We start from the raw sequence: 16,378 nt of genomic DNA, 5'->3' as shown, positions 1-16,378 counted from the left end.
AACATGGATGTCCAGCAGGAGAGCCGGAAGGTTCTGCCCTTCGACGTGACGCATCGGCTCGTGCTGTCGATCGCGATTCCGATGACGCTCGGCTTCATGACGACACCGCTGCTCGGCCTTGTCGATACGGCCGTCGTCGGGCATCTCGGCCAGCCGGACGCGCTGGCGGGGCTTGCGATCGGTGCCGTGTTGTTCGATCTCCTTTTCTCAAGCTTCAACTTCCTGCGCGCTTCGACGACAGGGCTCACCGCGCAAGCCTACGGCCGTCATGACCGGCACGAACAGCAGGCCGTCTTCTGGCGCGCGCTGATATCGGCGCTCACATCAGGCATCCTGATCGTGCTCTTGTCGCCTCTTCTCCTTTGGCTCGGCCTCAAGCTCATGGGGCCGGAAGGCGGCATTGCCGACGCAACGCGAACCTATTTCTCCATCCGCATGCTCTCCGGCCCGGCGGCACTTGCCAATTACGCACTCCTCGGTTTCGTGCTCGGCCGCGGCCAAGGCCGTATCGGGCTTTTGCTGCAGACCGTCATCAATGGCGTCAATATGGTGCTCGCCATCCTGCTCGGCTTATACCTTGGCTGGGGTGTCGCCGGCGTCGCCTGGGGTACACTGATTGGCGAAGCAAGTGGCATGCTGCTGGGGCTTGCTATTGTCCTGCGCAGCTTTGCCGGCGAGGAGCGGCCGCCGCGCGCGGAACTGCTTTCCCGCGCTAAACTTACCCAGCTCTTCGCGCTCAATCGCGATATCCTGATCCGCACCTTCGTTCTGATCGGCGCCTTCACGCTGATGACGCGCATCGGCAACAGTTTTGGTGCAGTCATGCTCGCCGCCAATGCCGTACTAATGAACTTCTTTTTGCTATCCGGCTATTATCTCGACGGGCTCGCCAATGCCGCCGAGCAGATCACCGGCCGCTCGATCGGCGCCAATTACAGGCCGGCCTTCGAGCGCGGCTTGAAACTGACAGCGCTCTGGTCCTTCGGGCTGGCGCTTGCCGCCGCCATTTTTTTCTTTACGGTTGGGCCGGCGCTGATCCGCCTGCTGACAACTTCCGAAGAGGTGCGCCTCGCTGCGGAGACCTATCTGCCCTGGGCGGCAATCACCGGCCTGACTGGGGCGCTCGCCTTCCTGATGGATGGAGTCTTTATTGGCGCCACATGGTCGCGCGAGATGCGCAACAAGATGCTGCTATCCTTCGGCGGCTATCTCATAGCGCTCGCCGTCTTCGTGCCGACGCTTGGCAATCATGGCCTGTGGATGGCCATGAACGCCTTCCTGCTGTTTCGCGGCATCTTCCTGGCCATGGGCCTGAAGAAGCGGGCGGATCAGACGTTCCGATTCGCCCAGTAGTCCAGCTTGGTATCGCGCAGGTCGCGGATCGAGCCGGCGCGCTCGCGATCGAGCAACTTCGAGAGATCCGCCACGACGCGGCCCGGCAATCCCGGGCCTTCATAGACCATGCAGGAATAAAGTTGCACGAGATCCGCGCCGGCCTTGATCTTCTCCAGCGCGGTCTCCGCTGAGGAAACGCCGCCAACACCGATGATCGGCAGTGCGGCACCGACGCGGCGGCGCATCTTGGCAAGCACCACAGTCGATTTTTCGAAGACCGGCTTGCCGGAAAGGCCGCCTGCCTCTTTCGCCTGACGCTGGTCTTTCAAGCCATCACGCGAGAGCGTGGTGTTGGAGACGATCAGACCGTCGAGCGCATGCGACAATACTTCCGCGGCGATATCGTCCATGCCCTCCTCGGTAAGATCCGGCGCGATCTTGAGAAAGACAGGGATGCGTTTGCCGGCCTTGGCCGCTTCCTCGTCGCGCGCGGCAAGCACCGCCGACAAAAGGGCCGACAGGCTTTCGCGCGCCTGAAGATCGCGCAGGCCCGGCGTATTCGGCGAGGAAATATTGGCGGTGAAATAGCGCGCCACGGAATAGAAGCGGCGGATACCGGCGACATAATCGGCGATGCGGTCGGCGCTATCCTTGTTGGCGCCGATGTTGACGCCGATGATGCCGTTGCCGCGGATGGTTTTGAGGCGCTGAAATGCTGCCTCATGGCCCTCATTATTGAAGCCCAGGCGGTTGATGACGCCTTCGTCCTCCACCAGTCGGAAGATGCGCGGGCGCGGATTGCCGGGCTGCGCCTTCGGCGTCACCGTGCCGATCTCGGTAAAGCCGAAACCGAGCTTCAGCAGCGCCTCCGGCACCTCCGCATTCTTGTCATAGCCGGCGGCCATGCCGATGGGGTTGGCAAAGTCGAGCCCTGCCACGGTCTGGCGCAGGCGGGGATCGTTGTGTGTGCGGCAGGCGGGAACGAGGCCGGATTTCAGCGCTGCTATCGACACGCCATGCGCGGTTTCCGGATCGAACAGGAACAGGCCGCGCCGGCCGAGATCGCGAAAGGCGCCGATCATTCCGCCATCTCCGGAAAGAGGTGAGAACCATCTTCACCAATCGGCAGCGGCTTTTCCCAGAGCACGGCCGAAAGTGGCAGCGGCGCATAGAGATGCGGGAAGAGATCGCCACCGCGCGAGGGTTCAAACACCAGCTTGTCGCCGAGCGCGTCGCCGTCCACCGCGACGAGCAGCAGCCCGGTCTGCCCGGCGAAATAGAGCTCGGCGGTTTTTCGTGCCTGCTTCGCGGTGGAGAGATGAATGTAGCCGTCGGTCAGATCGATCGCCGCGCCATGAAAAACGCCGGTTTGTCTGGCTTGCTGCCAGAGCGTGTCCGGCACGATCTTGTAAACCACTGGCATGGCGGTCATCATCCCTCTGTAAAGCTGTCCTGATAGGGCTTTGCACGAAAACATCAGCCGATGTCCACGGTTTCCGTGATGGATTTGGAGTTTAACGCAGAAAATCCGGAGGATGACATGACGAAGGAACTGAAAATCGGTCTTGCAGCCATGCTTGTGCCTGCCGCTTTTCTTCTCTCCACACCGGTTCTATCGGCCGAACCGGACGCAACGCGCTTCCAGCTGGAACGCAGCGGCGATCATTTCATCCGCCTCGACAAGCAGACGGGCGCGATGTCTATTTGCCAGGATCAAAGCGGCAATCTCGTCTGCCGCATGGCCGCCGACGAGCGCAGCGCCTATGACGACGAGCTCGATCGACTGTCCGATCGCGTGACGAAGCTGGAAAAGACCGTTGCCGCAAACAAGGGATCGAGCCTGCCCGACGACGCCGAGATCGACCGTACGCTCGGGATCATGCAGAAATTCATGCGCGGCTTCATGGGCATGGCGAAGGAATTCCAGAACGAGCAGCCGGATGTGAAGCCGCAGCCGCAGAAGACCTGATGGCTGTAAAAAGGGCCGCGAAAGCACGGGGATAAAGGACCGTATTCCTATACCGGTCTTTACTCGCCAAAATGCCTCGGTTAACCTTTTCTGAAGAGCAAAGTGCCGGGCGAGCCGGCGCGGATACCGAGCGGCGATGCTGTCACACGAGCAGATATGGGGTGCGATCGACCGGCTTGCCGAGCGGCATGCCCTGACCCCTTCCGGTCTCGCCCGCCGCGCCGGCCTCGATGCCACCTCCTTCAACAAATCGAAGCGGCTGAGCCAAGACGGACGCCTGCGCTGGCCCTCGACGGAATCGATCGCCAAGATCCTCGATGCGACGGGTGCCAGCCTGGAGCAGTTCCTGAGCTTCATCCGGCCCGCCGAGCCGCCGGGCGCTACGACTCCACCAAACGGGATTTTGCCGGCCGGCAACGCCATACCTCTGATCGGCTTTGCCCAAGCGGGCGCAGGCGGCTTCTTCGACGATGGCGGATTTCCAGCCGGTCAGGGCTGGGACATGGTGGAATTTCCCGTCGCTGCCGGGCACAGGACCGGCGCCTATGCGCTCGAGGTGCAGGGCGAAAGCATGTTGCCGCTCTATCGCGACGGGGATATTCTGATTGTCGAGCCAGGTGCTCAGATCAGGAAAAACGACCGTGTCGTCGTGAAGACCCGCGAGGGCGAAGTCATGGCCAAAGTTCTGCTGCGGCAGAGCGCCAAGTCGATTGAGCTTTTGTCGCTCAATCCCGAACACCCCAACCGCAGCTTCGATCTTGCGGATGTGGAATGGATTGCCCGGATCATTTGGGCCAGCCAATAGGAAAGTTTTCTCGTTATGCGTCGTAATATTTGGCTTGCAGGTGCGGCAGGCGCGATCGTCGGTTCTTGGTTGACCCTCGTCGCGATTCAGGTCAGCGAGCGTGGTTTCAGCCTGCCCCACCGAGACCACAGCGACACGACGGCTCAAAGTAAGCCGGCTGTGACTGGGCCGGGTGAGACTGCTAAGGCCGGCACCACACCACCAAAGGCTATCGAGGCACCCAAGCCAGGCGAGACCACGAAGCAGAACGACGCAAATTCAGGTCAGGCGCAATCGGAGGGCCAACCGGTAGCGCAAGCCGCCGGCTCGGCCACGCAAGCAACGAAGGATAAGGCAACGATCCTCGCCACAGCGTCCCCATCGACAAGCAGTTCCGACGGCAGTCCCGAGCTGTCCGCCGCTGCCATGGCAGCGGCGGCGAGCGATGGCGACGAGACTAAGGCCGCGGAAAACAAGACGGCGGCAGCGCAGCCGGTGACGCAACAGGACGACAAAGTTCCGACCGATCCTGCACGTTCGAACGACATATCGACGAAGCCAGAGGAAACGCAAAAGCTGCCGCCTGCGACAGAGACGGCGAGCAGCAGGGACGCCGCCAAGTCCCAGGCCCAGCAATCAAGCGAAAACACGCCGGGCAAGGCGGTAGCCGCTTCATCGGAGACTGGGTCTGACGACCAGGCCAAGACCGACCCCATCCCGGACAACCGGGTACCGGCCGACCAGATCGACAGGGAGACGGCGGCGGCCGAACATCGAACCCTGCCGCCGGAATTGCCGCGGCAGCAGGTTCAGCCAGCGTCTCAGTCCGAACAGGCAGCACTTGATCCCGCATCCAAGCCGCAGGAGCAGACGACAACGATCGAACTCGTCCGCCCCTTCTCGGATCAGGCCGGCATATTGACCATCACCGGTAGGAGCGTACAGCTCACCGGGATCATTCCGACCGATGTCGATCGAATGTGCACCGGCCCGAGCGGGAAGGACTGGCCCTGCGGCCAAGCCGCGCGCACGGCATTCCGCATGTATCTGCGTGGCCGATCGATCGATTGCGATGTGCCCGATGCCAACTGGAAAGGCACTGTCAAGGCCGCCTGCCGCTACGTCCGCGTCGATCTCAGCGCCTGGCTGGTGCGCTTCGGCTGGGCCGATCCGGAGCCAGGTTCGCCGCTTGCATCGCTCGTCGACGAGGCCAAGCAGAAGAAGCGCGGCATGTATGGCGACGATCCGCGCAAGAATGGAAAATCGACGCTCGGGCCGGCCTTGCCCAAGGAAGACCCGCTCAATCCGATCTGACGCCTTGCTTCCGCCGCCACAGCGCCGCGCCTCATATATCGCGCGCAAAGGCCGCTACGGCACTTCCAATCCGCCACATAATTCCTTAAATCGATTCCGATTCAAGGAATTATGCAGTAACTTTTGCCATGGGACGCGCGACTTTTCAGCTTGCCAAATTCAAAGGACTTCGCCTGTCATGAACAAGCCGCTTTCTGCTCACGAGGCCCTGATCTACGTCATGGTATTGGCCTCGGCCGTTGACCGCACGATGAACGACCGGGAGCTCAGCCGCATCGGGGAGCTCATTCACGCCCTGCCGGTCTTCAAGGGGTTCGACGACGAGAAACTGATTTCCGTCTCTCGCGACTGCGCCAAGCTTCTTTCGAACAATGAGGGATTGGATATCGTGCTCGAAACCGTGCGCGATACGCTTCCCGCCCGTCTTTATGATACAGCCTACGCCCTTGCCGTCGAAGTCGCTTCGGCCGACCTGTCGGTCAAGGCCGAGGAATTGCGCCTGCTCAGCCTGCTCCGCGACCGTCTCGGCCTCGACAAACTGACTTGTGCTGCCATCGAACGTAGCGCAATCGCCCGCTATCGCAAGGCCTAGAGGCTTTTCCTGAAATCGCGCTAATCAGTAAAGCCCATAGGGAAAATAGCGCAGATAAATTTCCTGCAGCCTGCCATCACGAGACAGGGTGGCAAGCGCGTGGTTGATCGCGGCCGTCAGATCGGCATCCTGCTGACGCAGCATGATGGTCATGCCTTCGCCGAGAAATTGCTGTGACAGGTAGGGACCGTCAAAAAGAGCGCAGCATTTTTCCGCCGCCGGCGATGAGACCCAGAAGGAAAGCTGCAGGCCATCGGCAAATGCCGCATCGACCTTGCCGTCCTTGACGGCGGCCAGAAGCCCATCCTTGTCATCAAACGGTACCGGCTTGATCGCCGGGAAGAAGGCCGTCAGCATCGCTTCATGCACTGTGCCCTTGACGACGCCGACCGGATGTCCGGAGAGCGAGGCGGCTGTCGTGCCGCCGATCGATGCCTTGAGGTTGCGCACGAAACGGGCCGGCAACATCAGGAACGGCCGTGAAAAGGCGAAGGTCTTGCGCAGTTCGGGTGTGACCGCAACGCCGGCGATGACGGCATCGCCTTGCGAAGCGGCAAGTGCGCCCTGCAATTCGCCAAAGGGCAAGGCCTGGATCTGGCATTTGTCCGCTATTGCCAGCTCGTCGCAGATCTTGCGCGCCAGCTCGACATGGAAGCCGGTGAGCTTGCCGTTCTGATCGAGGAAATTGAAGGGCGGAAAGTCGATCGACGTCAGGAAGCGCAGTCTGACCAGCGAAGACAGATCCGGCTTCGGCAGGCGCTCACGCGCATCGAACAGGATCGGCAGGCTCTGCGGCTTCGTCTCCTGAGCGGCAAGCGGCAGGGTGCAGGACATGGCGATCAAGGCCGTAAGCGCAAGATGCCGGGCGGCCGACATGATCGAGGAAAGGCAAACACGCATGGTCTGGATCCGGCCTCCGGTCGTGGATGCACATTTCTGGTTTCACGAATCCGATGTAGCAGAGTCATGCCGCAGGGGGAATATCGCGGCCTACTGATGGTCGAAGCGGCTCCGGGATGAGCGGCGTTCGAGCCTTTTACTTTTTCGGCAGAACGAGCCGTTCAATCTTTGCCGATCGGGTGCCGCCCGCCTCCCCGCGCCGCTTCAACAGCCTTGCCGGGGTACCGACATAGATGCCGTAAGGCTCGGTCCTACCCTTGACGACGGCATTCGCACCGATGACGCATCCTTTGGAAATATGGGAGCCACCGAGGATCTTGGCGCCCGCTCCGATCCAGACATCGTCTTCGATGACGATCGGCTTCTTCGTCACGCCCTGAAGACGAATTGAGCGGGAAATATCATCGAAATTGTGATCGAAAGAAACGATCATCGCATGCGCAGCGATGCGTACATCATTGCCTATGACGATCCCGCCGCGGCCCAGCAGAATGCTGTAATCGTTGAAGGAGACGTGATTACCGATCTCGATGCTGCCTTCCTGTGCATCGATGACGACTCCCTTGCGGAAATGCACTCTTTCCCCGATGCGAACGTCGCCGCTCCGCCAGATGATCCTGGTGCCGAGAGGTACTTTCGTGCTGCGGGCAATCTTCAGCGCACCGCTTCGAAAGAGCGCCCTCAGCCTGTAAAACCAAGCTATTCCACGCATTCCGACGCTCCTGACAAGGGGCGCCTATTTTTGCATGCTTGTCTGGCGGCCACCTGAATGCGTCACAGATGGCGATGCGGCAGCGCAGCCACAAGTGCTGTCCTTGCATTGCTCAGGTGCGCGCAGCAAGACCCGTGATCAATGCAATCACGCCAAAGCCCGCCGCCCCTGCGCATACAGCAGCCCAGCCGCCGAAATCCCATGCCGTGCCGGCGAGCGCCGATCCGAGAGCCCCGCCGAGGAAGAAGATGCCGACGAACAGACCATTGATCCGCCCGCGCGCCTCCGGCTTCAAGAGATTGACGGCACGGCGACCCAAGGTCTGATCGCCGGTGACGCCGACATCGAGCAAGACGGCGCTCATGCCCAGAAGGATCAACAGGGCCACGGAGCTGCCCGAGCGTATTCCACCCACCCAGGCGGCCAGCACCATCGCGGCAAGCACGATCACATGCGAGGCCAATGTCGCCGTCCGCGTCCATCCCCTGTCGCCCATACGGCCGAAGACGGAGGTCGCCGCGGCACCACCGGCACCCACAAGGGCAAACAGTGCGATGCCGGATTGGCCGAGCGAGAACGGCGGCTGCGCCAGACGCAGTGCAACGGAAGTCCAGAACAGGCTGAAGCTCGCCATCATCAAGGCTGCCGTGAAGGCGCGCAGCCGCAGCACCGGTTCCTCCTGCAAAAGCTTGAAGAGCGAACCGATCAAGGCCCCGTAGCTCGCGCTGATCAGAGGGCGCCGCTCGGGCAGGCGTAGGGCGAGCACAGCGGCGAGGAGCGCAAGCGTTGCGGCGCTCAACGCATAGAAACTTCTCCAGCCCCAGAAATCGGCAATCAGGCTCGCCAGCGGTCGCGAGACAAGAATGCCGACCATGACGCCGCTCATGACATTGCCGATCACCCGGCCGCGATGTTCGGGCGGCGCCATCGCTGCCGCGATCGGCACGAGGATCTGGATGGCGGAGCAGGCCGCTCCCAGAAGGAAGAGGAAGATCAACAGGCTCCAGCCGGTCGGCGCGAAGGCGGCGGCAACGGCCATGACCAGAGCCGAAAGGAGCATGCGCAGCACCAGCTGCCGGTTCTCCATAAGGTCCGCCAGCGGCACCAGAAAGAACAGGCCGGCGGCATAGCCAAGCAGCGAGGCCATGGCCACCAGGCCGGCACCGCTTTCGGAAAAGCCGAGCGATGGGCCGATGATGCCGACCAGCGTCTGAGGTGCGAAGAGATTGATGATAATGACGCCGGTCGCAATGGCAAACAACAAGGTCGAGGGAGCGGCTGTTGCTGCGGAAACCGCTTCCTCCGGCTCGCGCGTGATGCATTCCGGGACTTGCGACATGATCTCTCCAATAATTTCTGATAATAAAGATAGCAATCATTATCGCTTTATTGCATAATGCGGCAATTGAAATGAACTAATAATGATTATGCGAGCCAAGCATGAACATTCATGACCTGGAAGCCTTCGTCGCAGTGGTGGAAACAGGTTCGATCGTTGCCGCCTCCGCGCGCATCAATCTGACCCAGCCAGGCATCACCCGCCGCATACAGAACCTGGAAGACAGCCTCGGCATTGCGCTGCTCGACCGGCAGTCGAAGCCCTTGCGGCCAACGGCGGCAGGACGCGAGGCCTATGAGCATGGGCGCCGCGTGCTTCGCTCGCTCGACGATCTGAAGGCAGGCGTTTCGCCCGGCGGCACAATCGGCGGCGAATTCCGTCTCGGGATCATGCCTTATCTCTCCGAAGCGGCCTTATCGGCCCCGCTCGACGAGTTACGCGGCCAGTTTCCGCAATTGACGCTGCGCGTCGTCACCGGCTGGTCGCCGCAACTGATCGAACAAGTCGCTCACAGTCAGCTCGATGCGGCAACCGTCTGCCTGGCGGAAGGGCTGCAGCCGCCGGATAATGTCGTCGGCGAGATGCTCGGAGTCCATGCCGTCATTCTCGTCGCGGCACCGTCGCTGGGCGTCCCCAAGGAACCGAGATTGGAAGATCTCTCCCGCTTCCCCTGGATCATGAACCAGAGCGGCTGCGGCTTTCGCGCCTTCATTCAGCATCGCTTCGAAGCCGAACGCCTGCCCTTCGACGTAGGCGTCGAGGCCATGAGCGCCGATCTCAGAATGTCGCTGGTCGCGCGCGGTCTCGGCATCGGCGTCTTGACGCCGGCCGCACTAGCGGACAGCCGCTGGCGCGATTTGGTCGAAATCGTCGAAGCCCCGGATTTCAGCCCGAAGGTCGTCAACTGGCTGGTGCATCGCCCGCCGGCGGGGCGGCTTGCCCGTCCGATCGCAATTTTTGGGGAAGCGCTGAAGGAAACGCTGAAAACGAAGAGACCGCTTCTGGCGTGAAAAGTATGGAGCGGGTGAAGGGAATCGAACCCTCGTATTCAGCTTGGGAAGCTGCTGCTCTACCATTGAGCTACACCCGCCTGACATCGTGAGATGTCCAACAGTTACCGGCCTCTGTCAAGGCCGGTCGGCAATCGATCAAAGCCGGAAGTGCTTGGAGAGCTTCAGACCCTGTGCCTGGTAGTTCGAGCCGAGGCCAGAGCCGTAGAGGCTGCTTGGCTGTTCCAGCATGTGTTCATAGATCAGGCGACCGACGATCTGGCCATCCTCGAGGATGAAGGGCACTTCGTGGCTGCGCACTTCAAGCACGGCGCGGCTGCCGCGGCCGCCGGCCGGGGCATGGCCGAAGCCGGGATCGAAGAAGCCGGCATAGTGGACGCGGAATTCGCCGACCAGCGGATCGAACGGCGTCATCTCGGCGGCGAAATGCGGCGGCACATGCACAGCCTCGCGCGAGACGAGGATGTAGAATTCATCGGGATCGAGGATCAGCTCGGTGCGGCCGCGGCTATAGAGCGGTTCCCAAAAATCGAAAATATCGTGCTGGGCCTTTTTGTCGACGTCGACGACGGCGGTATGGTGCTTGCCGCGATAGCCGATCAGGCCTTCCTTGTCGCCGGCAAGATCGATCGAGAGCGCGATGCCGCCGCCGGTGATATTCGGCTTCTTGCTGGCGACCAGCGTCTCGCTCTCGTGTAGCGCCAGCAGTTCCGGCTCGGTGAGCAGGGCCTGGCCGACGCGGAAGCGGATCTGCGACAGGCGCGAACCGCGGCGAACGACGATCGGGAAGGTGCGCGGGCTGATTTCGAGATAGAGCGGGCCGGAATAGCCGGCCGGGATCTTGTCGAACTCCTGCGCCCGGTCGGTGATGACGCGGGTGAAGATGTCGAGACGGCCGGTCGAGCTCTTCGGATTGGCGGAGGCCGACATATCCTCGGGTAGATCCAGCCGCTCCATCAGCGGCACAATATAGACGCAGCCCGTTTCCAGCACCGCGCCTTCAGAGAGATCGACCACATGCAGTTTCAGCCGGTCGAGCTTGTCGGCGACGAGATGTGATGGACCGGGCATGAAGCTGGCGCGGACGCGGAAGGCATGCGAGCCGAGCCGCAGGTCAAGGCTTGCCGGCTGGATCTGATCGACATCCAGTTCTCTCTCGCTCGTCAGCCGCCCCGTTTCAAACAGCGCTGCGATGGCGCGATCGGCCAAAATTCCAGTATTGCGAGCCATCATGCTTCTCTCATAATTTGTCGCAGACAAAACCAAACTCGGGGAATTGACGCAAGCCGTCAACGGCAGTATTGCAACTTATCCCGTGGTGATTTGGCCGGTCGGCTTGCAGCCACGTTAAACAAATGGCTAAAAAGACCGGGGTTGAACCGGTCTGCTTTCGCGACCGGTTTTTTTGTTTTGAAAGTGGTGATGGCATGAGCAAGACTTGGCGCCCCGCAACCCAGCTCGTACACAACGGAACGCTCCGTTCGCAATTCGGCGAGACCTCCGAAGCAATCTATCTGACCCAGGGCTTCGTCTATGAGACCTCGGAAGCGGCGGAAGCCCGCTTCAAGGGCGAGACGGACGGCTTTATCTACGCCCGTTACGGCAGCCCCACCAACGACATGTTCGAAAAGCGCATGTGCGCGCTGGAAGGTGCTGAAGACGCTCGCGCCACCGCGTCCGGCATGGCCGCCGTCTCCGCTGCCATCCTCTGCCAGCTGAAGGCCGGTGATCATATCGTCGCTGCCCGAGCCCTCTTCGGCTCCTGCCGCTGGGTGGTCGAGACGCTGGCGCCGAAATACGGCATCGAATGCACGCTGGTCGACGGCCGCTTTACCGAGAACTGGGAAAAGGCCATCCGCCCGAACACCAAGGTGTTCTTCCTCGAAAGCCCGACCAACCCGACGCTGGAAGTGGTCGATATTGCCGCCGTCGCCAAGCTCGCCAACCAGATCGGCGCGAAGGTCGTGGTCGACAACGTCTTCGCGACGCCGCTCTTCCAAAAGCCGCTAGAACTTGGCGCCCATATCGTCGTCTATTCCGCCACCAAGCATATCGACGGCCAGGGCCGTTCTCTCGGCGGCGTCATCCTCTCCGACAAGCAGTGGATCGACGAGAACCTGCAGGACTATTTCCGCCATACCGGCCCGGCCATGTCTCCCTTTACCGCCTGGACGCTGCTGAAAGGCATTGAGACGCTGCCGCTGCGCGTTGCGCAGCAGACGGCGAACGCCTCCAAGGTTGCCGATTTCCTCGCCGAGCAGACGAACAAGGTCGCCCGCGTGATCTATCCAGGCCGCAAGGACCATCCGCAGGCCGATATCATCGCCAAGCAGATGAGCGGCGGCTCTACGCTGGTCGCCTTCGAGCTCAAGGGCGGGAAGGAAGCGGCCTTCAAGCTGCAGAATGCGCTGGAGATCGTCAAGATTTCCAACAATCTCGGCGACTCGAAGAGCCTGATCACCCATCCTGCCACCACGACGCACAAGAACCTCACCGACGAAGCCCGCGCCGAGCTCGGCATTTCGCCGGGCACCGTGCGCTTCTCCGCCGGCATCGAGGACAGCGCGGATCTGGTCGAGGACTTCGCCCGCGCGCTCGAGCAGGTTTCCGCCTGATATCAATCGAGCCGCCCGGATTTTTCCGGGCGGCTCGACCTGCCCTCATCGGGCAATCTCGCGAGAGATAGGGTAGCTCGTCAGCTAGCGGCCTTGAATTCAACCAGACGTTGTTCAGAAAGACCATTTTATCGAACAGCTTGAGATCCAGCGGATTCGGCAGGCGAACATCCGAGAGATCGGGCACTGGTTTCAGCGCCGGATCATAGGAACGGTCGATCTGCGAGACAAAGACGACGATCACGCCTCTGGCGCGCGCAAACGCCTTCAGCGCCCGGACCTGGATCATCAGCTCCGGTTTTTCCCGCTTCTGATCGAGCAGTTGCAGAAAATCGACGACCGCCAACGTGCCACGCGGCGCACCGGCCAGCCTCTCGACGATATAATCGGCGCTGATGGCATCTGAATTGTCGAATTCGAACAGATCGGCAAATTCCGCATAATCGGCACCGATCACCGGAAAACGGTCCAGGACGACCTTTTCCGTGTCCTCCAGCGTGAAGAAAACACCGCGATTGCCAGCCTTCATGGCTTCGACGGCGAGCCGCAAGCTCATTAGGGTCTTGCCATGACCGCGCCGCGCGCCGATCAGCACCAGATCGCCCGGGCTCAGACGCGAATATAGCTCACCGATGGGCACAGCTGAGCTCGTTTTGCTTACGAGCAAGCTCCAGCCCGCAAAGCCTTCGCCAGCCGCGACGCGATCCAGCGCGGCGTGCAAGGGGATTTTCTGCTGGCGAGACAGGAGCCTAGCCTTGCGCTTTAAATGATAAACAGGGGCAGAAAGCCTCATCTAAACCTCCTATTGCGAGCAATGACCGCAACCCCTCCTTATGCCAGGCGCTCAAACAGTCGGTTTTGATATCGACGGCCCCGCATGAAATATACTTTCCCGAATGGAGGGGGGAGGCACGGGCCATGCCAGAATCAGATGATAGCCGAAATGCCTTCCGATGAAAATTGCGGTCACACCCCCCAGGGAACATAAGATGAAATGAGGAATTATATGAGCTGGAGATTTTGATCGGCGGGCTGCAGATATGACGGGCAACCTACAAGTGCACCTTTGGCTGCGGCAAGCGTTTCTTCTCACCAAAAGTGGAGAGAGGCTTCATGTCAGAGAATACCAAATGACAGACGATTTGAGATACTTCTTTCGACGTCTCGTTAACCTTTGTTATTAGCTGTAATAGCTAAATGCTGGGAAGGCTCTACCCGTTCACGCAAGTTTTCATCACGCCGTTCCTTGACGGAGCGGGCTGGTTATAGGATACCGCTAGATATCCCGCTCTTGGCGGGGGTGGTGGAATGCGGATAATATGCCGCGAATGTGGAAATGCTGAAGCGGCAGTGAGGCTTGGAGAAGCGCTCGGCGCTTCAGGGCAGTGGCAAGGTATCAGGCATGTATCGCGCCCTAACACGCGACATCGAGGTTGTCGTCGAACCTTTTTATCTGGAGGAGCAATCCGATCCGGACGACGATCGCTATGTCTGGGGATACCGCATCGTCATATCCAACCATTCGAAGAAGGCCGTGAAGCTGGTGACGCGCTACTGGCACATTACCGACATGAACGGCATGGTGGATGAGGTGACGGGGCCGGGCGTCGTCGGCGAGCAGCCGCATCTGAAACCCGGCGATACCTATGAATATTCATCGGGCTGCCCGCTGGATACGCCGTCAGGCATGATGTTCGGCCATTACCAGATGGAAACGGACGACGGGGAGCAATTCCATGTCAAGATCCCCGCCTTTTCTCTGGACACGCCCAACCTGTTGCGCACGCTGAACTGAGCCGCCAAAATCGGCAACATCAGGCCGCCTCTATCTCCGACACTTCGAAGCGATACGTCGTGGAGCAGAATTCACAAGTGACGGCGATCTCGCCATTGTCCTGGCTGGCCTCGATCTCCTCGGCCGTGAAGCCCTTCAAGACGCCCTTCAGCTTGTCGCGCGAGCACGAACAGCGGTCATAGACGGCCTTCGGCTCGTAGACGCGTACGCCACGCTCGTGGAACAGGCGATAGAGAAGGCGCTCGGTGCCAACCTGCGGATCCGTCAGCTCATCGGCATCGATGGTTTCCACCAGGCTGCGTGCCTCCGCCCAGGCATCGTCTTCGACATGATCGCGCACGCCGGTATCTCCGTCACCGCCATGCAGGTCCGGCTGACGCATACGCTCGGGCGCTTCGGGCAGGAACTGCGCGATCAGGCCACCGGCCCGCCAGCGGTGACGCGGCTTGCCGTTCTCATCACGGTCGAAAAGTTCTGCCGCCCCCAGACGCACGCGCGTCGGGATCTGCTCCGACTGGCGGAAATAGGTGCCGGCAATCTCCTCGAGCGAGGCGCCATCAAGCGCGACAATGCCCTGATAGGGCTGGCTGAAACGGCCCTGATCGATGGTGAAGGCGAGGACGCCTTTGCCGAGCAGCTGTTCCGGCTCGGTCCGGCCTTCGGCAACTGCCTTTTCCAGTGCTTCTTCGTCGAAACGGGCATAGGCGCGAACGTTTTCCGGCGTCGTGAAATCGGCAACCAGAAGGTCGACGGGACCGTCGCTCTTGGTCTGTACGGTAAACTTGCCTTCGAATTTCAGCGACGTGCCGAGCAGGACGGTCAGGACGATGGCCTCGGCCAGAAGGCGTGCAACCGGCGTCGGATAGTCATGCCGGGCAAGGATCGCGTCCAGCAGCGGACCGAGCTGTACGGCACGGCCGCGCACGTCCAAACCTTCCACCTGGAAGGGAACGACATGATCGTCACCGGCGAAATCGAACTGACCCAGCGAGGCGGCATTTTCGGCCATTGCTTTACTCCTACTGCGCCCGCGCCCTTGAGACGCGGTTTAATATCTTCAGATCGCGCCCAGGCACCAAGCAAGAATCGACTTTTGCGCATGAAGGCGGTTTTCCGCCTCATCGAAGACAACGGATTGCGGGCCATCGATCACCTCGTCCGTCACTTCCTCTCCGCGATGGGCGGGCAGGCAATGCATGAACAAAGCGTCTTTGCCGGCCTGTGCCATCAAAGCCTTGTTGACCTGATAGGGCTGGAAGACGTTGTGACCGCGTGCCCGGTGCTCCTGATTCATGGAAACCCAGGTATCGGTTACCACGCAATCGGCGCCGGCGACCGCACGGTCTGCATCATGCGAGAGCATGATTTCGGCGCCCTCGTTGCGGGCCCAGTTCAGATAGTGATCCTTCGGCTCGGAGCCAAGGGGTACCGCCATATTCATGCGATAGCCGAAGCGCGCGGCCCCTTCGATCAGCGAATGCAGCACGTTGTTGCCGTCGCCCGTCCAGGCGAGCGTCTTGCCCTTGATCGGGCCGCGATGCTCTTCGAAGGTCATGATGTCGGCCATGATCTGGCAAGGATGCGTATCGTCGGTCAGCGCATTGATGACGGGAACCGTCGCATGTTCCGCCAGCTCCAGCAGGCGCGAATGATCGGTCGTGCGGATCATGATGGCATCGACATAGCGCGACAGCACCTTGGCCGTATCGCCGATCGTTTCGGCGCGGCCAAGCTGCATTTCGGTGCCGGAGAGGAACAGCGTCTCGCCGCCCAGCTGTCGCATGCCGACATCGAAGGAAACGCGGGTTCGGGTGGACGGCTTCTCGAAGATCATCGCCAGCATCTTGCCGGCGAGCGGCTTGTCGGCAGTGCCGGCCTTCTGCGCGCTCTTTCGCACGATCGCGTCATCGATGATGTTGCGCAGATCGGCCGCCGGAACGGCAGAGAGGTCGAGAAAGTGTTTCGGAGAAGCCATGTCCTTACCTGTGCTCCAGAAAAAACAATAACGCCCGC

General features: G+C 60.9%; 16 protein-coding genes, 1 tRNA gene, 1 pseudogene and 1 riboswitch. Of the genes and pseudogenes, 8 read left to right on the top strand and 10 right to left on the bottom strand.

From position 1 onward, the window contains the following. Positions 1–3: 3 nt before the first annotated feature. Complete coding sequence (locus tag FBZ97_RS24515; protein ID WP_113332033.1) at positions 4–1,353, top strand: MATE family efflux transporter; 1,350 nt, start codon at positions 4–6, stop codon at positions 1,351–1,353. On the opposite strand, the gene FBZ97_RS24510 is transcribed toward FBZ97_RS24515, so the two are convergent. Both FBZ97_RS24510 and FBZ97_RS24505 read right to left on the bottom strand, forming a co-directional pair. Next, the gene (locus FBZ97_RS24510; RefSeq protein ID WP_145322387.1) at positions 1,329–2,417 is read right to left on the bottom strand and encodes a quinone-dependent dihydroorotate dehydrogenase; all 1,089 of its coding nucleotides are present in this window, start codon (positions 2,415–2,417) and stop codon (positions 1,329–1,331) included. The genes FBZ97_RS24515 and FBZ97_RS24510 overlap by 25 nt on opposite strands. Further along, complete coding sequence (locus FBZ97_RS24505) at positions 2,414–2,770, bottom strand: DUF952 domain-containing protein (RefSeq protein WP_145322385.1); 357 nt, start codon at positions 2,768–2,770, stop codon at positions 2,414–2,416. The genes FBZ97_RS24510 and FBZ97_RS24505 overlap by 4 nt, the downstream gene beginning before the upstream one ends. A 105-nt stretch (positions 2,771–2,875) precedes the next feature. On the opposite strand from FBZ97_RS24505, the gene FBZ97_RS24500 reads away from it, so the two are divergent. The 4 genes from FBZ97_RS24500 to FBZ97_RS24485 all read left to right on the top strand — a co-directional run bounded on the left by FBZ97_RS24500 (position 2,876) and on the right by FBZ97_RS24485 (position 5,994). Further along, positions 2,876–3,304: a hypothetical protein gene (locus FBZ97_RS24500; protein WP_145322383.1), complete on the top strand. Its 429-nt coding sequence runs from the start codon at positions 2,876–2,878 to the stop codon at positions 3,302–3,304. 136 nt (positions 3,305–3,440) lie between these two features. Next, positions 3,441–4,109, top strand: a complete 669-nt coding sequence (locus FBZ97_RS24495) for a helix-turn-helix transcriptional regulator (protein ID WP_145322381.1) — start codon at positions 3,441–3,443, stop codon at positions 4,107–4,109. Positions 4,110–4,124: 15 nt separating this feature from the next. Continuing rightward, positions 4,125–5,402, top strand: coding sequence for a hypothetical protein (locus tag FBZ97_RS24490; protein WP_145322379.1), 1,278 nt, complete (start codon positions 4,125–4,127; stop codon positions 5,400–5,402). A gap of 178 nt (positions 5,403–5,580) precedes the next feature. Continuing rightward, positions 5,581–5,994, top strand: coding sequence for a tellurite resistance TerB family protein (locus tag FBZ97_RS24485; protein WP_015338732.1), 414 nt, complete (start codon positions 5,581–5,583; stop codon positions 5,992–5,994). Positions 5,995–6,018: 24 nt separating this feature from the next. On the opposite strand, the gene FBZ97_RS24480 is transcribed toward FBZ97_RS24485, so the two are convergent. The 3 genes from FBZ97_RS24480 to FBZ97_RS24470 form a co-directional block, all read right to left on the bottom strand. Then, positions 6,019–6,828, bottom strand: a complete 810-nt coding sequence (locus FBZ97_RS24480; RefSeq protein ID WP_246661848.1) for a transporter substrate-binding domain-containing protein — start codon at positions 6,826–6,828, stop codon at positions 6,019–6,021. A 202-nt stretch (positions 6,829–7,030) separates the two neighbouring features. Next, positions 7,031–7,606, bottom strand: coding sequence for an acyltransferase (locus FBZ97_RS24475; protein ID WP_145322375.1), 576 nt, complete (start codon positions 7,604–7,606; stop codon positions 7,031–7,033). A 112-nt stretch (positions 7,607–7,718) separates the two neighbouring features. After that, positions 7,719–8,945 carry an MFS transporter gene (locus FBZ97_RS24470; protein ID WP_145322373.1) on the bottom strand — a complete coding sequence of 409 codons (1,227 nt, stop codon included), beginning with the start codon at positions 8,943–8,945 and terminating at the stop codon, positions 7,719–7,721. Positions 8,946–9,046: 101 nt separating this feature from the next. Here FBZ97_RS24470 and FBZ97_RS24465 point away from each other — a divergent pair, with 101 nt between their 5' ends. Next, complete coding sequence (locus FBZ97_RS24465; RefSeq protein ID WP_112722064.1) at positions 9,047–9,955, top strand: LysR family transcriptional regulator; 909 nt, start codon at positions 9,047–9,049, stop codon at positions 9,953–9,955. Between the two features lie 6 nt (positions 9,956–9,961). Here the strand turns inward: FBZ97_RS24465 and FBZ97_RS24460 are convergent. After that, positions 9,962–10,035: transfer RNA gene (locus FBZ97_RS24460), tRNA-Gly, on the bottom strand. A 58-nt stretch (positions 10,036–10,093) separates the two neighbouring features. Continuing rightward, positions 10,094–11,188, bottom strand: a complete 1,095-nt coding sequence (locus FBZ97_RS24455) for a 2'-deoxycytidine 5'-triphosphate deaminase (RefSeq protein WP_069611245.1) — start codon at positions 11,186–11,188, stop codon at positions 10,094–10,096. 72 nt (positions 11,189–11,260) lie between these two features. After that, a riboswitch (SAM riboswitch) is annotated at positions 11,261–11,339 on the top strand. 43 nt (positions 11,340–11,382) lie between these two features. Between FBZ97_RS24455 and FBZ97_RS24450 the strand changes: the two genes are divergently transcribed. After that, positions 11,383–12,570, top strand: coding sequence for an O-succinylhomoserine sulfhydrylase (locus tag FBZ97_RS24450; RefSeq protein ID WP_113332023.1), 1,188 nt, complete (start codon positions 11,383–11,385; stop codon positions 12,568–12,570). Positions 12,571–12,682: 112 nt separating this feature from the next. On the opposite strand, the pseudogene FBZ97_RS24445 reads toward FBZ97_RS24450, so the two are convergent. Further along, positions 12,683–13,363, bottom strand: a pseudogene (locus FBZ97_RS24445) (DNA helicase); the annotation flags it as partial. A gap of 609 nt (positions 13,364–13,972) precedes the next feature. Here FBZ97_RS24445 and apaG point away from each other — a divergent pair. Next, positions 13,973–14,365 (top strand): Co2+/Mg2+ efflux protein ApaG, encoded by a 393-nt coding sequence (gene apaG, locus FBZ97_RS24440; RefSeq protein ID WP_113332090.1) that lies wholly within the window; start codon positions 13,973–13,975, stop codon positions 14,363–14,365. Between the two features lie 19 nt (positions 14,366–14,384). On the opposite strand, the gene FBZ97_RS24435 is transcribed toward apaG, so the two are convergent. Further along, positions 14,385–15,374, bottom strand: a complete 990-nt coding sequence (locus tag FBZ97_RS24435; RefSeq protein WP_145322371.1) for an Hsp33 family molecular chaperone — start codon at positions 15,372–15,374, stop codon at positions 14,385–14,387. 48 nt (positions 15,375–15,422) lie between these two features. Next, entirely contained in the window at positions 15,423–16,340 is a 918-nt protein-coding gene (argF, locus tag FBZ97_RS24430) for an ornithine carbamoyltransferase (protein ID WP_069611241.1), read from the bottom strand. Between the last annotated feature and the right edge of the window lie 38 nt (positions 16,341–16,378).

It is taken from the genome of Rhizobium sp. ERR 942, assembly GCF_007828395.1.
Taxonomy (GTDB): Bacteria; Pseudomonadota; Alphaproteobacteria; order Rhizobiales; family Rhizobiaceae; genus Rhizobium; species Rhizobium dioscoreae.
This window is presented reverse-complemented; position numbering and strand designations above follow the sequence as displayed.